This is a genomic window from Bradyrhizobium sp. USDA 4506 (assembly GCF_054058795.1).
Genome location: NZ_JBSSBM010000002.1, coordinates 4,748,833 through 4,764,003 on the forward strand (window position 1 = coordinate 4,748,833; position 15,171 = coordinate 4,764,003).

Annotated in this window: 11 protein-coding genes; 2 read left to right on the top strand and 9 right to left on the bottom strand. The window is 64.4% G+C overall.

All coding sequences use genetic code 11. The features are described 5' to 3' along the window. Window positions 1–18: 18 nt before the first annotated feature. The 6 genes from ACVIHF_RS24780 to ACVIHF_RS24805 all read right to left on the bottom strand — a co-directional run bounded on the left by ACVIHF_RS24780 (window position 19) and on the right by ACVIHF_RS24805 (window position 7,372). On the bottom strand, window positions 19–1,755 hold the full coding sequence (locus ACVIHF_RS24780; protein ID WP_456794120.1) for a protein kinase domain-containing protein: 1,737 nt from the start codon (window positions 1,753–1,755) through the stop codon (window positions 19–21). Between the two features lie 60 nt (window positions 1,756–1,815). Continuing rightward, the gene (locus ACVIHF_RS24785; RefSeq protein WP_310883477.1) at window positions 1,816–2,634 is read right to left on the bottom strand and encodes a formate/nitrite transporter family protein; all 819 of its coding nucleotides are present in this window, start codon (window positions 2,632–2,634) and stop codon (window positions 1,816–1,818) included. 432 nt (window positions 2,635–3,066) lie between these two features. Further along, the gene (locus ACVIHF_RS24790; protein ID WP_310883476.1) at window positions 3,067–3,813 is read right to left on the bottom strand and encodes a transporter substrate-binding domain-containing protein; all 747 of its coding nucleotides are present in this window, start codon (window positions 3,811–3,813) and stop codon (window positions 3,067–3,069) included. Between the two features lie 157 nt (window positions 3,814–3,970). Next, a complete protein-coding gene (locus tag ACVIHF_RS24795) occupies window positions 3,971–4,396 on the bottom strand; it encodes a DUF4399 domain-containing protein (protein ID WP_092085737.1) in 426 nt (141 codons plus the stop codon). A 37-nt stretch (window positions 4,397–4,433) separates the two neighbouring features. Continuing rightward, window positions 4,434–5,978 carry an SUMF1/EgtB/PvdO family nonheme iron enzyme gene (locus ACVIHF_RS24800; RefSeq protein ID WP_310883475.1) on the bottom strand — a complete coding sequence of 515 codons (1,545 nt, stop codon included), beginning with the start codon at window positions 5,976–5,978 and terminating at the stop codon, window positions 4,434–4,436. Window positions 5,979–6,181: 203 nt separating this feature from the next. Then, on the bottom strand, window positions 6,182–7,372 hold the full coding sequence (locus tag ACVIHF_RS24805) for an MFS transporter (protein ID WP_253607465.1): 1,191 nt from the start codon (window positions 7,370–7,372) through the stop codon (window positions 6,182–6,184). 74 nt (window positions 7,373–7,446) lie between these two features. Between ACVIHF_RS24805 and ACVIHF_RS24810 the strand changes: the two genes are divergently transcribed. Together ACVIHF_RS24810 and ACVIHF_RS24815 are read left to right on the top strand one after the other, a co-directional pair. After that, the gene (locus tag ACVIHF_RS24810) at window positions 7,447–8,259 is read left to right on the top strand and encodes an AraC family transcriptional regulator (RefSeq protein ID WP_310883474.1); all 813 of its coding nucleotides are present in this window, start codon (window positions 7,447–7,449) and stop codon (window positions 8,257–8,259) included. A gap of 158 nt (window positions 8,260–8,417) precedes the next feature. After that, entirely contained in the window at window positions 8,418–9,770 is a 1,353-nt protein-coding gene (locus ACVIHF_RS24815) for a malonyl-CoA decarboxylase (protein WP_310883473.1), read from the top strand. A 228-nt stretch (window positions 9,771–9,998) separates the two neighbouring features. Here the strand turns inward: ACVIHF_RS24815 and ACVIHF_RS24820 are convergent, their stop codons facing one another. The 3 genes from ACVIHF_RS24820 to ACVIHF_RS24830 all read right to left on the bottom strand — a co-directional run bounded on the left by ACVIHF_RS24820 (window position 9,999) and on the right by ACVIHF_RS24830 (window position 15,077). Next, window positions 9,999–12,362 carry a TonB-dependent receptor gene (locus ACVIHF_RS24820; RefSeq protein ID WP_456792674.1) on the bottom strand — a complete coding sequence of 788 codons (2,364 nt, stop codon included), beginning with the start codon at window positions 12,360–12,362 and terminating at the stop codon, window positions 9,999–10,001. Window positions 12,363–12,662: 300 nt separating this feature from the next. Continuing rightward, on the bottom strand, window positions 12,663–13,724 hold the full coding sequence (locus ACVIHF_RS24825; protein ID WP_310882996.1) for a hypothetical protein: 1,062 nt from the start codon (window positions 13,722–13,724) through the stop codon (window positions 12,663–12,665). Between the two features lie 183 nt (window positions 13,725–13,907). Continuing rightward, window positions 13,908–15,077 (bottom strand): mandelate racemase/muconate lactonizing enzyme family protein, encoded by a 1,170-nt coding sequence (locus ACVIHF_RS24830; protein ID WP_456779546.1) that lies wholly within the window; start codon window positions 15,075–15,077, stop codon window positions 13,908–13,910. Window positions 15,078–15,171: the final 94 nt, after the last annotated feature.

Consider the following 15,171-nt stretch of genomic DNA (forward strand, 5'->3'; position numbering starts at 1 on the left):
AGATGGCGACTAGATACACTACCGCCAATGATGCGCGCCGTAGGCGAGCAGCAGCACCACGACCAGCGCCAGCAGGAGGGTGGTCGACTTCCAGAACAGCACCGGGTTGCGCTCGATCAGCGGGGTCGATGACGTCGTCAGATATTTTGCGTTGGGATTGCGCAGGTCGAACAAGAATTCCGAAAAGCTCTCGTAGCGCTTGAGCGGATTGGCATGCACGGCGCGCTCCAGCGCGCCGTCGACCCAGGTCGGGACATCACGGCCGCCATGCGCGGCCGGTCGGTAGACCAGCCGGTTGAAGTCGGATCGCGTCCGTGCCCGCGCGATCTGCGCGCCGTAGGGCAAGCGTCCCGTCAGCATCTGGTAAGTGACGACGCCGAGCGAGAACAGGTCGGAGCGCGCGGTGCCGCCCTCGCCGAGGAAATATTCCGGCGCGGTGTATTGCTGGGTGCCCAGGATGTCCTCGACGCCCGCCGGCACTGCCTCGGCGACACCAGCGATCCGCGTCGAGCCGAAATCGATGATCTTCACCGTGCCGGTCCTGTCGATCATGATGTTGTCGGGCCTGACGTCCTGATGCAGCATCTCCTTGCGGTGGAAGGCGCGCAGCCCTTTTGCAATTTGCTCGGTGATGTCGCGCACCGTCTCCAGCGCCGGTGCGGGATTGTCCGTGATCCACTGCGTCAGGGTCTGACCGTCGATATATTCCATCGTGACGTAGAGGAAGTTGCGCTTGCGCTGCGGCAGAAACGGCTTCAGCACATGCGGGCTGTCGATCCGCCGAGCGACCCACTCCTCCATCACAAAGCGCTTCAGATAGGAGGGATCGTCGCGCAGGTCGATCGAGGGGATCTTGATCGTGACCGTGGTGGCGCTGTCCTCATCGACCGCGAGATAGATGTGGCTGCGGTGCGATGCGTGGAGCTCGCGCACGATGCGATAGCCGTCGAACAGCATCCGTGCGTCGAGCAGCGGCGGCAGCGGCAGTTCGGTCGGCTGGCCGAACACCTCGCCGGCATCGCCGTCGGGCAATTCGTCGATCCGGACGATCTGCACGGTGAGATTGTCCGGGCTGCCGTTCTCATAGGCCTGCTCGACGATCGATTTCGCGGCAACATCGAGATCGGCGGCGCCGTCCTTGATCGTCTTCGCCAGCTGCCGCGCTGGGACATGCTCGTAGATCCCGTCGGTCACCAGCAGGAAGATGTCGCCGCGCTCCAGCGGGAAAGCCTGGTAGTCGATCTCGAGCTGCGGGTTCACGCCGAGCGCGCGGCCGAGATAGCTCTGCTGCGAGGAGATCACGACGCGGTGGTCGTTGGTCAGTTGCTCGAGGCTGTTGCCGGCGACGCGGTAGATCCTGGAGTCGCCGACGTGGAACAGGTGCGCGGTGGTCGACCGGACGACCAGGGCGCTCAGCGTGCAGACGTAACCCTTGTCCTTGTCGTAGGGATTCTGGCTGCGCCTGGTCTGCGCGTGCAGCCAGGAATTGGTCGCCTCCAGCACCCGCTGCACCGAGGTCTTCACCGACCAGGATTCCGAGGTGCAGTAGTAGTCGGTCAGGAAGCTCTTGACCGCGGACTCGGCGGCGATGCGGCCGACGCTGCTCGAGGAGATGCCGTCGGCAAGCACCACCGCGATGCCCTTCAGGCCAAGCAGCGGCTCCTCGGGGATCAAGGCGCCGTGGAAGTCCTGATTGGCGTCCTTGCGGCCCTGATCAGAGAATTGCCCGACCGATATTGTCAGCGCGCGCGGCATCGACCGTCCCAAAGTCAATGGGGCCCTCCGCGACAGGAGAGCCCCATAAGTCGTCGAGGATCAAGCCGCGAGGCGCTGGCGCTTCGGCGCCGTCTTCACATGCGTGGTGTAGAGCGTGAGCCCGGTGAAGGCGAGGCCGCCGGCGAGGTTGCCCAGCACGGTCGGGATCTCGTTCCAGATCAGGTAGTCCATGATCGAGAACTTCGCATGCAGCATCAGTCCCGACGGGAACAGGAACATGTTCACCACCGAATGCTCGAACACCATGTAGAAGAACACCAGGATCGGCATCCACATCGCGATCACCTTGCCGGGCACCGTGGTGGAGATCATCGCCCCGACGACGCCGGTCGAAACCATCCAGTTGCAGAGCATGCCGCGGATGAACAGCGTGGCCATGCCGGCCGCGCCATGCGCCGCGTAGCCCAGCGTCCGGCCCTCGCCGATGTTGCCGATGGTCATGCCGACCTTGTCGGGCTCCTGCGTGAAGCCGAATGTCGTGACAAAGGCCATCATGAACGCCAGCGTGAGCGCGCCTCCGAAATTGCCGATGAACACGAGAGCCCAGTTGCGCAGCACGCCGCCGAGCGTAACGCCGGGGCGCTTGTCGAGCAGCGCCAGCGGCGAGAGCACGAACACGCCGGTCAATAGATCGAAGCCCAGCAGATAGAGCATGACGAAGCCGACCGGAAACAGCAATGCTCCGACAAGCGGCTGACCCGTATTGACGTTGATCGTCACGGCAAACCAGGCTGCCAGCGCGAGGATCGCGCCGGCCATATAGGCGCGGATCACGGTGTCGCGGGTCGACATGAAGATCTTGGATTCGCCGGCATCCACCATCTTGGTGACGAATTCGGACGGAGCGAGATAGGCCATTCGTAAAATCCCCTTGCGCAATTCGGCCGCGCCGGTTGCCTGCCGGAAGCGACGCGGGTTGGTTGAAATGCTCGTCCGTCCGGGGAGATGGGGCTGCAACGATTGCTCGAGACGCCCGGGCCGGGCACCTTGATCCCCTCGCCTCGGCCAGCACTGGCCTCGGCAATCCGGAGAACGGCAGTCGTCATTGACTGGTGCAATCAAAAGCAATGGATGTGCCAAGCGGCGACGCTGGCGCTTGGCTTTAAATCCCCGTTAATACAATGAGTTAGGCTGGTGGCGCAGGAACCGCATGGCGCGATGGCGCGGAATTATGCAGCATGCCCAGATGTCGCCCAGAGGATGCGCGCCCCTCCATCACCGTCATCCCCGCGCAAAGGCTTCGCCTTTGTCGCTGGGGTGACGGGGAAAGGGTCGATACGCACCGCTACGTCACTTCACCTCGGTGCGGACCGGCGCGCCCTTCAGCCCGTTGTTGTCGTAGGCCTTGCGGAGCGTGCCGTTGGCGATCGCCTCCGTCATGAACCTGGTGGCGAAGGCCGCGGCGAGCGGATGGTTGAGCGGTACCGCGACCGCGGTGACGGTCTGCTTGAAGGTCTCGTCCAGCACGCGCGTGCCCGGGATCTTCTTCGCCATCGCATTGAGCTGATCGCGCGACAATGCGAAGGCGTCGATCTCGCCGCTCTTCAGCAGATTGAAGATCTCGTCATAGGTCTGATAGCCCGTGACCTTGGCGTGCTTGAGATGGGCGATCGCGCCGCGCATCGTGGTGGTGGCATTGACGGCGGCGACCTTGACGCCGTCCTGGTCGAGCGTGGCGAAATTCGTGATCGTCGAGCCGGGTTTGACGATATAGGTGGCGTCGGCAACCTCGTAGATCGGCCCGAACGTCATCTTGGTCTCGCGCTCGGGATCCTTGGGCAGGAAGGTGATGTCCCAGGTGTTCTTAGCCGCCGCGTCGGTGATCTGGCCGGAATTCTGGTGCACGACATATTCGACGGGGACGCCGAGTTGCGCCGCCATCTCGCGGCCGAGGTCGACGGGAACGCCCGCATAGCCGTTCTCGGTCTTGGTCGACCAGAACGCGCCGCCGGCCGGGCTGATCGCGATCGCGACCCGGAGCTTTCCGGTCGGCGCGATCTGATCCTTCAAGGCGTCGGCATCCGCTGATGTGGCCATGACAATCACTCCCAGAACGAAGCCAGCCAGACGCAGCAGTCGAGACGACATCGGACGTCCTCCACACCGAATCTTGCTGTCCGGCAGGCGCGCAACAAACCGCACGGCGCGGCCTTGTGCAAGCGCCGGTTCTCGCAAGGGAGCTATCCGTATCGGCCTATCTCACGCGGATGGTGATTTTTTCGGAGACGACCGGCGGGCTGAATGGATAGTGCTTGGCGTCGCCCAGCACCAACTGCAGGGTGTGCTTGCCGGGAGCCAGATCGAGCTGCGTCTCGGTCTGGCCCGCACCGAAGTGCAGATGAGACTTGTCCGACGGAATCGGCTCATTCGCATTCAACGGCTCATTCACGTCGATCAGAAGGTGGTGATGGCCGCTGTTCGGGTAGTCGTCGCCGGCATGGGTGACGCCCATGTTGCGCAGCCCAAAGCGGCACCAGAACGGGCTTTTCAGCTTAGCGCCGTCGCGTGGCCAGATGAAATACAGCTTGGTGTCCTTGCCGGCCGGCTTGTTCTGCGCGTCGGCCGGGGCCGCGAACAGCGTCAGTGCCGCAGCGAGCATGATCAAGCCCAAACTTTTCATAGCCCCTCCATGAAGCCTGGCGATCAGGGATGATCGCTCAGGGAGACAGCGCAACCCGGAGACCGTGGGTCGGATAACGGACATTGGTGTCGTAATTATCGCGATTGGCCGGACGCACATAGCGTGCGTCATTCTTCCACGAGCCGGAGCGGATGACATGGGAGGCGCAGTCGCCGCCGGACCAGACCGCACCGTCGGTCGGCGCGCCCTGGTAATTCCTGTGCCAGCAATCCTCGACCCATTGATCGACCCCGCCGCCCATGTCGTAGAGGCCGAACGGATTCGGCTTGTAGCTGCCGACCTTGACCGGCTGCTCGGCCGAACTGTCGCCGCCGCAATCCTTGCATCCGGCGTGGCCCGATTGCACCTGGTCGCCCCACCAGTACTTCGATTGCGTTCCGCCGCGCGCCGCGTATTCCCACTCGGCTTCGCTCGGAAGCCGGTAGGGCTTCTTGGTGCGCTCGGCGAGCCAGGTCACATATTGCTTCGCGTCGCTCCAGCTCACATTGGTGACCGGAACGTCGTCCTTGCCGCTGGCCGTGAAGCCACAGGCCTTGGCCGTTGCGCAGGCGTTCCATTCGCGGACCGTGACCGGATACTTGCCCATGGCAAAGGGCTTGACCGTCACCCGGCGGATCGGCCGCTCCGACGGATCGTCATTGCTTCCCATCGAGAAGCTGCCGGCTTGAAGTGAGACCAGTTCGGGCTCCGGCAGCTCCGGGGTAGGGCTCGCCGAGGGCGCGGGTTGAGGCGACGCTTGCTGTGTCGGTGCCGCCGGGGTCGGACTTGCGGTTTGGGTCGGAGCCGGGCTTGGTGCCGGCGGCTGGACGGCAGGCGATGCCGCCGGTGCCGGAGGCGCCTGTGCCACATCGGCCGGCTTGCCGCGCGGTTGCGCCAGCAGATACCACAGCACGCCTCCGGCGATGATCGCGACCGCCAGTCCGAGCAGCGTGAGCAGGACGGACTCGCGGCGCCTGCGCGTCCGTTGGTACGCAGCGGCGTCCGGCAGCACACGATAAACCCGGACCGGATCGGTGATGTTCTTGACCTTGCGGTCGCCGAGCGATTCGTATCCGCAGACCATCTTGTGCTTGATCTGCTCGTAGATGCCGCCGGAAATAAAGACATCACCCGGCGCTGCGATCCCTTCCAGGCGCGAGGCCACGTTGACGCCGTCGCCATAGATATCGTCGGGCTCGATGATGACGTCGCCGAGGTTGACGCCGATCCGGTACTCGATCCAGTGATCTCTCGCGATCGCCGCGTTGCGGCCGATCATGTTCTGCTGGATGACGATGCTGCAGCGGACGGCCTCGACCGGACTGTCGAACATCGCGATAAAGCCGTCGCCGGTGGTCTTGACCAGCTTGCCGTGGTGCTCGGCAATGGTGGGCTCGATCAGATCGCGCAGGGTCCGCTTGACGCGCGTATGCGTGCCTTCCTCATCGAGCTGCATCAACCGGCTGTAGCCGGCGATATCGCCCGCTACGATCGCCGCGAGGCGCCGCGGCATTGAATCGCCGGGAGGCTGGGTATTGTCGGCCTGTGACCGGCCTGACTTGAAGTCGCGAATTTCTCCCATAGCGCTCCGGCTGCTCCGCAAAGACGTGTTCAAGGCGCAACCGGCGCCTTCGTCCCCGAGGCCCGTTTCAACCTACCACACCTGCGGGTCGGGACAAAGTTCGCGAAGCGTGACCATGTCACGGTTGTCCGCCGTCGGCCGAGGCCCGCCGGTCGGGCGGGCACGCCTCGTCGCAACGGCAAACGGGCGGCAAAACGCCTGCGTCAGCCCGCCTGCGCGGCCGGGGTGCGGATCTCGCGCGGCAGGATGATCGCGGCGGCGATCGCCAGCAGGCAGAGCGCCGCGAACGCGCGCAGCATCATCGAGAAGCCACCCTGGTCGTACAGCCATGCCACCAGGCCGACGGACGCGCCGGCCGCGGTGAAGCCGACGAAATAGCGCACCGCATAGGCGCGCGAGCGCCATTCCTCGGTGGTGTACTTGCCGACCATGGCATCGTTCACCGTGACCTGCCCGAACGCGCCCATCACGATGCCGATCGAGACCACGATCAGCGGCAGGTTGTTTAGGCTCGCCGCCAGATAAAGGAACGGCGCCAGCAGGAACGACAGCGGCAGCGCCACCGTCTTCAGCGAATATCTGTCGAGCAGCTTGCCGATGGTGTACTGCGTCATCGCGCCGAACACATAGACCCCGGCCGCGATCACGCCGAGCAGCGCCGGGCTCTTGGTCAGGTCGGCGAGCCGTTCGGCGAACAGCTTCGGCAGCGCCACCGTCACCGCGTTGAAGGTGGTGGAGATCGCGATCACCACGATCAGCAGCGACAGCACCACCCGCCACATGTCCTCCTTGGCGACCCGCACCTGCGCTGCGGCCTGCCTGGAGCCCTTGCGGTCCTCATGCACCACCGTCATCGCAAAGGCGATGCCGATCAGCACGGTGACCGTGCCGGGCACGATGAAGGCCCAGCGCCAGCCGAGATACTGGCCGATCACGCCGGTGACCAGCGCCGACGAGGCAACGCCGAGATTGCCCCAGACGCCGTTGATCCCCATCTGGGCGCCGAGCTTCTCGGCATAGGACACGATCATCGCGGTGCCGACCGGATGATAGATCGAGGCGAAGACGCCGATCGCCAGCAGCGCGGCGCCGAGCTGCAGCGGCGTCTGCACGAAGCCGACCGAGATCATCGACAGGCCGATGCCGACAAAGAAGATCACCATCATGTGGCGGCGGCTCCAGCGGTCGCCGAGCCAGCCGGTGATCAGCGAGCCGGCGCCGAAGGCGATGAAGCCCGGGGTCGCATAGGGCAGCAGTTCCGAATAGGCCATGCCGAGCGCCGGGCCCATGATAATGACGGCGGCGGCGAAGATCAGCATCGCGTAGTGATCGATGAAATGGGCGGCGTTGACGAAGGTGATCACCCGGCTTGGACTGTTGCTAGGACTGTTCATCGGCACGTCTCTCACGCGATTCTTCAATTGCTCGAAAATAGGTTATAGGTGCTTGTCCTGACGGGATGTCGCCAATGACTATCGCTGAGCCGCCAATAAGAGCCCTCCACCAGGACCGGCGCGTCACCGGGGACGGCGTGCATCTGGTGGCGCGCACCTACCGCAAGGGCGTCCGGCTCGACCCGCACATGCACCGCGAGGCACAGCTGGTCTATGCCGCCAGCGGCACCATGCAGGTGACGACGCCGAAGGGGCGCTGGCTGGTGCCGCCGGACCGCGCGGTGTGGGTCCCTGCCCTGCTCCCGCACGCGATCGACGTGCTTGCCGACATCGAGATGCGCACGCTGTATTTCGACCAGGCCTGGCTCGCGCGCGAAAAGCGCAGTGACAGCCTCGACCACGAATTCGTGGTGCGGGTGTCGCCGCTGGTGCACCAGGCGATCCTCGCGCTGTTCGACGCCTCATGCGGACGCGAGCGCACCGATCTGTTGATCCGCCTCGTGATGCTGGAGCTGCACCAGGCCGAGGACTCCGCGACCTTCATCCCGTTGCCGCAGGAGCCGCGCTGCCGCCGCGCCGCCGACCTCGTGCTGGCCGATCCGACGCAGGACCACGACATCGATGCGCTGGCGCGCACCGTCGGCACCTCGGCGCGGACGCTGTCGCGGCTGTTCTCGGCGGAAACGCAGCTCTCGTTCAAGAGCTGGTGCCAGCGCGCCCGCATCGCGGCCGCGATCGAGCGCCTGTCGAGCAGCGCGAATGTTTCGGTCAAGCAGGTCGCCTCCGACCTCGGCTATGCCAGCGTACCGGCATTTTCCCACGCGTTCCGCCAGGTTACCGGCAAGACACCGACCGCGTTCGCGGAGAAAACGTGCGAGAAAACGTGAACCGGGTTTGTCACCGGGCGCAGCGACGACGAATTATACCGCTGTCGCGCTGCGACATATTTCCGTACGATCCATGCGCTTGATTGCTGTGCTCCCGACCTTAAATCCCGTGTAAGGTCCGGCTTCATTGGATACGACCTGCTGGATACGACCTGCTCATGGCCAATGCCTTCTTCTCCGATCTGCTCTCGACGATTTCCGAACGCGGCCGCGTCCTGCTCGGCCGCGCCAGCCCGGCCAACGACAAGCAGGATGCGTCCGAACTGCTGGAATTGTGCGAAGCACTGCTGTCCGGCCGCGGCGAAGCCTCCGGCACCGCGATGGCGCGCGAAGTACTCGACCGCTACCACCACCTCGATGCCGCCGGACGGCTGTCGTTCTTCCAGACGCTGGCCCGCGATTTCGGCCCCGATCACGCCAAGCTGGCGCAGGCGATCGAAAGCTGGCGCGCCAAAGCCAATGGCGACGACGCCAGCGACCTGCATTTCGCCTCCGAGCCGCGCCGCCAGGAATTGATCCGCCGGCTCAATCGCGCGCCGGGCGGCACTGGCGAGCTGGTGTCGATCCGCTCGGATCTGCTTTCATTGATGAAGGGCAACAAGGACCTTGCCGCGCTCGATCGCGACGTGGTGCATCTGCTCTCGTCCTGGTTCAACAGGGGATTCCTCGTGCTGCGCAGGATAGACTGGTCGTCTCCGGCCAATATTCTGGAGAAGATCATCCGTTATGAGGCGGTGCACGAGATCCGCGATTGGGACGATCTGCGCCGCCGCATCGATCCGATCGATCGCCGCTGTTACGCCTTCTTCCATCCGGCGCTGGCCGACGAGCCGCTGATCTTCGTCGAGGTCGCGCTCACGGAAGCCATCTCGGGCGCAATCGCGCCGCTGCTGGCCGAAGAGCGCGAGCCGGTGCCGGTCGAGCGCGCCCGCACCGCAGTGTTCTATTCAATCTCCAACACCCAGCGCGGCCTTGGCGGCATCTCCTTCGGCAGCTTCCTGATCAAGCAGGTGGTCGAGGAGCTGCGCCGCGAATTGCCGAAGCTCGACAACTTCGTGACTCTGTCGCCGGTGCCGGGCTTCATGCAGTGGGTCAAGCAGGCCGACGACGTGCCGCTCACAGAGGAGGACCGCCAGCTGCTGGAAAGCCTCGGCAAGCCCGACTGGTTCGAGAACGCCGAGCTCGCCACCCAGCTGCGCGCCGTGCTGGAGCCGCTTGCCGCCTACTATTTCCTGAAGGCGCGCACGCCGAAGGGACGACTGATCGATTCGGTCGCGCGCTTCCATCTCGGCAACGGCGCACGCTTGGAGCGGATCAACTGGCTCGGCGACCTCTCACCCAAGGGCCTGCGCGAATCCGCCGGCATCATGGTCAACTACCTCTACCGCCTCGACGACATCGAGAAGAACCACGAAGCCTACGCCAACAATGGCGAGGTGATCGCCTCGAGCGCGGTGAAGAAGCTGTTGAAGGGCGAAGGCCGGCGGCTGCTGGACATGCGGTTGGGGTAGGACGCCGCTCTATCCACGTCATTGCAACGACGACTGGGAGCGCTCGCATTCCAACACCGTCATCCCCGCGCAATGGCTTCGCCATTGTCGCTGGAGGTGCGAGCGGAGCGAGCCTCGAAGGATGCACGGCCCGGCCGGTGGCCGTCGATCCTTCGAGACGCCGCTTTGCGGCTCCTCAGGATGACGGGGCGACAGCAATGACGTCCCAGCATTCATCATGGCCGCCGCCTAGAACCTCGCCCGCGCCATCAGCCGCACCGTCCGCCCCTGTCCCGGCGAGATATTGTTGTTGCCGTCGGCCGACGCCCAATAGCCCTTGTCAAAAATGTTCTCGACGTTGAGCTGGGCGCTCCAGGTCTCGTCGATCTTGGCATAGATCGCCGCATCGAAGCGCACGAAGCCCGGCAGCCGCACCGTGTCGTCGGACGAGGCGAAGGAATCGCCGAAATAGATCACGCCGAGCGCGGCCGCCCACATCGGCGTGAACTGATACTTGTTCCACCAGGCAAACTGATTGTACGGCACCAGCTGGACGCGGTTGCCGGGTACGACGGTCGCCGAGGTCGCGCCGGTGATCTTCGCGTCGGTGTAGGCATAGGCCAGCGACGACTGCCACTGCTCGGTGACATAGCCGGTCAGGCTCGCCTCGACGCCTCGCGTGAGCGTGCTGCCGGAGGGAAAGAAGAAGCCGGGATTGTTGCCGTCGGCGATCGGCTGGTTGGTGCGGTTCAGATTGTAGACCGCGGTCGAGAACAGCAGCTTCGGATTGATGTTCCACTTCATGCCGAGCTCGACATTCTCGAAGCGCTGCGGCTGCAGGATCAGGGTGCCGTCGTTCAGCGCGCTGAACTGGTCGCCCGAGGCCGGCAGGAACGAGACGCTGTAGGCGGTATAGACCGACATCGAATCGATCGGCTTGATGATCAGGGCGCCCTGCGGCGACACCAGATTGTCGACGCGATTGCGATTGATGTTGGTGTTCATGTCGGTGGCCGACATGTCGTAGCGATCGAACCGCGCGCCGGCGATGATCTGCACGGCGCGCGAAATCTCGATGGTGTCCCTGAGATAGCCGGACTGGATGTTCAGCGCGTAGCGGCTGTTCGAATCGGGCGTGGTGACGCCGTCGCTATTGGTGCCGGTGAGGTGGTGAAGAAACGTCACCGGGCCGAAATAGGTCGGCGCGAACGGGTTCTGCACGATGGTGTTGGTTCCGTTCGGGAACACGCCGGTGTTACGGATATCGACGCCGGTCTGCCGGCCGAACTCGGTGCCGAAGCCGACCGTGTGGAACAGCGGCCCGGTCCAGGTCTTGTAGGTGAAATCGGTCTGGTTGAAGACATTGTCGCGGTTCGTCGTGTGCTGATAGGCGCCGAGGTTGACCGCGGTGTCGGCGGGATTGACCGCGCCGGCGAGCGGGCCGCCGGTCGGATAGACGTTCTGATAGAATTTCTGGTAGTCGGCGGCGATGGTGCCGTTGCGCACCGTCAGCCCGTTCTCGAAATCGTGCTCGATGATGGCCATGCCGGTCTGCACCGTCGCCTGCGCAGTGTTCAGGCTTGGGCTGCCGAAGAAGGTCGAGAAGTCGCCGTTCGGCGCGAACGGCGTGGTCGGGTTGAAGCGGGTCGCGCCGCCCGGCAGACCCTGCGAGGGATTGCCGCGATCGGCGGTGCGCTCGTCGTGAAAGTACTCGTAGCTCAGTTTGATTTTGGTGTTGTCGTCGGGCTTCAGCGTCACCGTCGGATTGATGCCGTAGCGCTCCAGATGATTGAAATCGCGGAAGGCGTCGGCACCCTCGTAGAACACGTTGAGCCTTGCTGCGACGTTGTCGTTGATCGCCTGTCCGGCATCGAGGCTGACGCGGCGATCGCCCCACGAGCCGGTCTGCGCCGTCGCCTCGTAGACGCGGTTGCCGTCGGCCTCCTTGAGGGTGCGGTTGAGCAGGCCGCCGCCGGCGCCGCGGCCGAAGGTTAGTGCGCTCGGCCCCTTCAGCACCTCGATGCTCTGGGCGTTGTACATGTCGCGGAAATACTGCACGTCGTCACGAAAGCCGTTGACGAAGAAGTTGGCGCTGGAATCGACGCCGCGGATCACGAGCTCGTCGCGATTGCCCTCGCCCTGGTGCACGGCAACGCCGGGGACATAGCGGGTGACGTCGGTGAGGCCCTGATAGTTCTGGTCACGGATCTGCTCCCGCGTGATCACGTTGAGCGATTGCGGGATGTTGACGATGGCGGTGTTGGTCCTGGTCGCAACCGACGTGCTGTTGGTGAAATAGCCCGATGTGCCGGTGCGGGCGTCCTGCGATTCCGCGAACGGTTTTGCCGCCGCCGCGGGCGCGATCCGCCGTGCCGTCTGGGTGCGGCGGCCTCGTGCTGCGGCGGTGTTACGCGATGTCGACGGCGCGCTGCGGCGGCGTTGCGTGGCCGGCGGGGTGACGGTCACCGGCGGCAGCGACGAGGCGCCGGCCTGCGACGGCGCCGATTGCGCCTGTGCGGCAGATGTTGCGAGCGGAACGCTCAGCGCGAGATAGCTCGCCGTGAGCAGCGCAAGCAAGACAGTGCGACGATGGGCTTGTGTTCTTGATGTCATGACGTCGTCCCCAAGCAACTCTCGCCTTCGCTGAAGGCGATGCGCCGTCCTCTAGAGAGGTGAGGCGCTGTGCGTCCAGACGACGGGCGCGAGAAAATTTTTGCGTGACGACGGAATAAAATCGCGACGAATGGACGCGGATACACCTCGCGGCGAGCGCAGGGTTGGAAAAGTCAAGGATGCGAATGGTTTCTGTTGGCTTCCGGATTTGCGCCTGGAAACGAAGAGCGGCGCTTGCGCGCCGCACTTCTTGTAGCGATTCCAGATTGTAGCGGTTCTAAAACGATCAGGACGTCGCGGTCACGCGGTTGCGGACCGCGGCCGCAACCCCGCCGGCAGATGCGCATCGATCCAGCCGGTGATCGCACGCTCGTTGCGATGGTAGAGCAGGCCTGCGGCGATCACGGCAATGCCGATCAGCGACAGCGAGAACGGAAACCACAGCGAGTCCTTGAAGACGACGTCGGCGAGATGGCCGAGATAGAGGCAGATTCCGAACGCGCCGAACACCGCATAGGCGCGCCGCATCAAAATCACGGCGATCACGATCAGGCCGACATTGAGCAGGCAGTACACCGCCTTGCTCAATTCGGTTGAGCCTTCGGACGCGCTAATTCCGCCCCAGAACGCCATCAGGCCGAACAGATGCAGCCAGAACGCAAAGTCGCCGTTGCGGCTGCGATAGTCCACGATCCACGCGACCGCGAGCACGGCAAGCCCGAACCAGATCGACACCCTGCGGCGCATCTCGAAATCGGCGTGAGCCACGCCGCTCAACCACGGCGCCAGGTCCATCGACATGAACCACAGCGCGACCGAGATGATCGCGACGATGAAGGCGAAGCGGTAGTAGCGCAGCGCCACGACGCCGGCGGCGACGGTCGCGATCTCCATGAAGATCCAGCTGCCCTTCACCCAGACGTAGAAGTCCTGCACGGTTCCCGGCTTGCCGAACTTGCCCCACCAGCCAAGCTCGTCCTGGATGCCGTAGACCGCGAGCGGCGCCATCGAGACCGCGATCGCGATCAGCAGGCCGCCGGGAACCCGCAGATTCTTGTCGTGCCAGAGGTGGTGACCCGCCACGCTGAACCCGACCGCATAGGCGATCGCGCATGCCGTGAGCGCGCGGCCGCCCATCTGGGTGAAGGCCAGGGTCGAGAACAGGCCCATGGCACCGATCACGATGAGCGCGCCGGCGTACCAGAGCACATGCGCGGCATCGAATTTGGCGGCGGGACTTGCATCGCCCGCCGGCCCCTGCCCGGCGCTGCTCGCCAGGAAAGCGAGCAACCGTTCCAGATCGGCGGGGCTGATCACTCCGGCATTGGCGGCGTCCCGGAGATCCTTGGCTGAATATGGCATACGGCTATCCTCACGGCCGGTTTTTGCGCCTGCTCCCGATCATCCGGGACAAAGACGCCCTGTTCTCATGAGTATATCCGGAAATGAGCAACGTTCAATAATTTCTTGAGCATTGCTCACATTATTTTGCGAGCAAGCTCATGCCCACCCCGCGCCCAGCGGATCGGCACTCGCGGGCCGGACTTAGTCCGCCAGCGCCTTCATCTCCTTGTAGAGATCGGATTTGCCCTCGAAGCCGATGCCCGGAAGGTCGGGCATCACGATGTGGCCACCCTCGACGCGCACGCCATCCGGGAACCCGCCATAGGGCTGGAACAGGTCGGGGTAGCTCTCATTGCCGCCGAGGCCGAGGCCGGCCGCGATGTTGAGCGACATCTGGTGGCCGCCATGCGGAATGCAGCGGCTCGGCGACCAGCCGTGGGTCTTCAGCACCTCGAGCGTGCGCTGATACTCGCAGAGCCCGTAGGACAGCGCGCAATCGAATTGCAGCCAGTCGCGGTCCGGCCGCATGCCGCCGTAGCGGATCAGGTTCCGCGCATCCTGGTGGCTGAACAGGTTCTCGCCGGTCGCCATCGAGCCGGGATAGAACTCGGCCAGCGCGGCTTGCAGCGCGTAGTCGAGCGGGTCGCCGGCCTCCTCGTACCAGAACAGCGGATACTCACGCAACATCTTGGCGTAGGCGATCGCGGTTTCCAGATCGAAGCGGCCGTTGGCGTCGACCGCAAGCTGCGCCGCGCTGCCAATCTCCTTCAGCACCGCCTCGATGCGCTCGCGGTCCTCGCCAAGCGACGCGCCGCCGATCTTCATCTTCACGACGTTGTAGCCGCGGTCGAGATAGCCACGCATCTCCTTGCGCAGCGCGCCGAGGTCCTTGCCAGGATAGTAGTAGCCGCCGGCTGCGTAGACGAAGACGCGCGGATTGGCTGATAGCCCGTGGCGCTCGGCGAGCAGCCGGAACAGCGGCTTGCCCGCGATCTTCGCCACCGCGTCCCACACCGCCATGTCGATGGTGCCGACCGCGACCGAGCGCTCGCCATGGCCGCCCGGCTTCTCGTTCGACATCAGCGTCGACCAGACCTTGTCCGGATCGAGATTGCCGCCATCGGCATCGAGCAGCGATTTCGGATCGGCTTCCTTGAGGCGCGGCGCAAAGCGCTCGCGGATCAGACCGCCCTGCCCGTAACGGCCGTTGGAATTGAAGCCGTAACCGACCACCCGCTTGCCGTCGCGCACCACGTCGGTGACCACGGCCACCAGGCTCGAGGTCATCTTCGTGAAGTCGATATAGGCGTTGCGGATCGGCGAGGAGATCGGTTTTGTGATTTCGCGGACGTCGACGATGCGGACGGACATGGCGCTGCTTTCGCAATTTGTTAGGCACGTCATTCCGGGGCGATGCGAAGCATCGAACCCGGAATCTCGAGATTCCGGGTCTGGTCCTTCGGAC

What these genes read in the sequence shown, in the direction of transcription:
- ACVIHF_RS24780 (WP_456794120.1), bottom strand. Translation starts at nt 1,755, where the DNA reads ATGCCGCGCGCGCTGACAATATCGGTCGGGCAATTCTCTGATCAGGGC.
- ACVIHF_RS24785 (WP_310883477.1), bottom strand. Translation starts at nt 2,634, where the DNA reads ATGGCCTATCTCGCTCCGTCCGAATTCGTCACCAAGATGGTGGATGCC.
- ACVIHF_RS24790 (WP_310883476.1), bottom strand. Translation starts at nt 3,813, where the DNA reads ATGGCCACATCAGCGGATGCCGACGCCTTGAAGGATCAGATCGCGCCG.
- ACVIHF_RS24795 (WP_092085737.1), bottom strand. Translation starts at nt 4,396, where the DNA reads ATGAAAAGTTTGGGCTTGATCATGCTCGCTGCGGCACTGACGCTGTTC.
- ACVIHF_RS24800 (WP_310883475.1), bottom strand. Translation starts at nt 5,978, where the DNA reads ATGGGAGAAATTCGCGACTTCAAGTCAGGCCGGTCACAGGCCGACAAT.
- ACVIHF_RS24805 (WP_253607465.1), bottom strand. Translation starts at nt 7,372, where the DNA reads ATGAACAGTCCTAGCAACAGTCCAAGCCGGGTGATCACCTTCGTCAAC.
- ACVIHF_RS24810 (WP_310883474.1), top strand. Translation starts at nt 7,447, where the DNA reads ATGACTATCGCTGAGCCGCCAATAAGAGCCCTCCACCAGGACCGGCGC.
- ACVIHF_RS24815 (WP_310883473.1), top strand. Translation starts at nt 8,418, where the DNA reads ATGGCCAATGCCTTCTTCTCCGATCTGCTCTCGACGATTTCCGAACGC.
- ACVIHF_RS24820 (WP_456792674.1), bottom strand. Translation starts at nt 12,362, where the DNA reads ATGACATCAAGAACACAAGCCCATCGTCGCACTGTCTTGCTTGCGCTG.
- ACVIHF_RS24825 (WP_310882996.1), bottom strand. Translation starts at nt 13,724, where the DNA reads ATGCCATATTCAGCCAAGGATCTCCGGGACGCCGCCAATGCCGGAGTG.
- ACVIHF_RS24830 (WP_456779546.1), bottom strand. Translation starts at nt 15,077, where the DNA reads ATGTCCGTCCGCATCGTCGACGTCCGCGAAATCACAAAACCGATCTCC.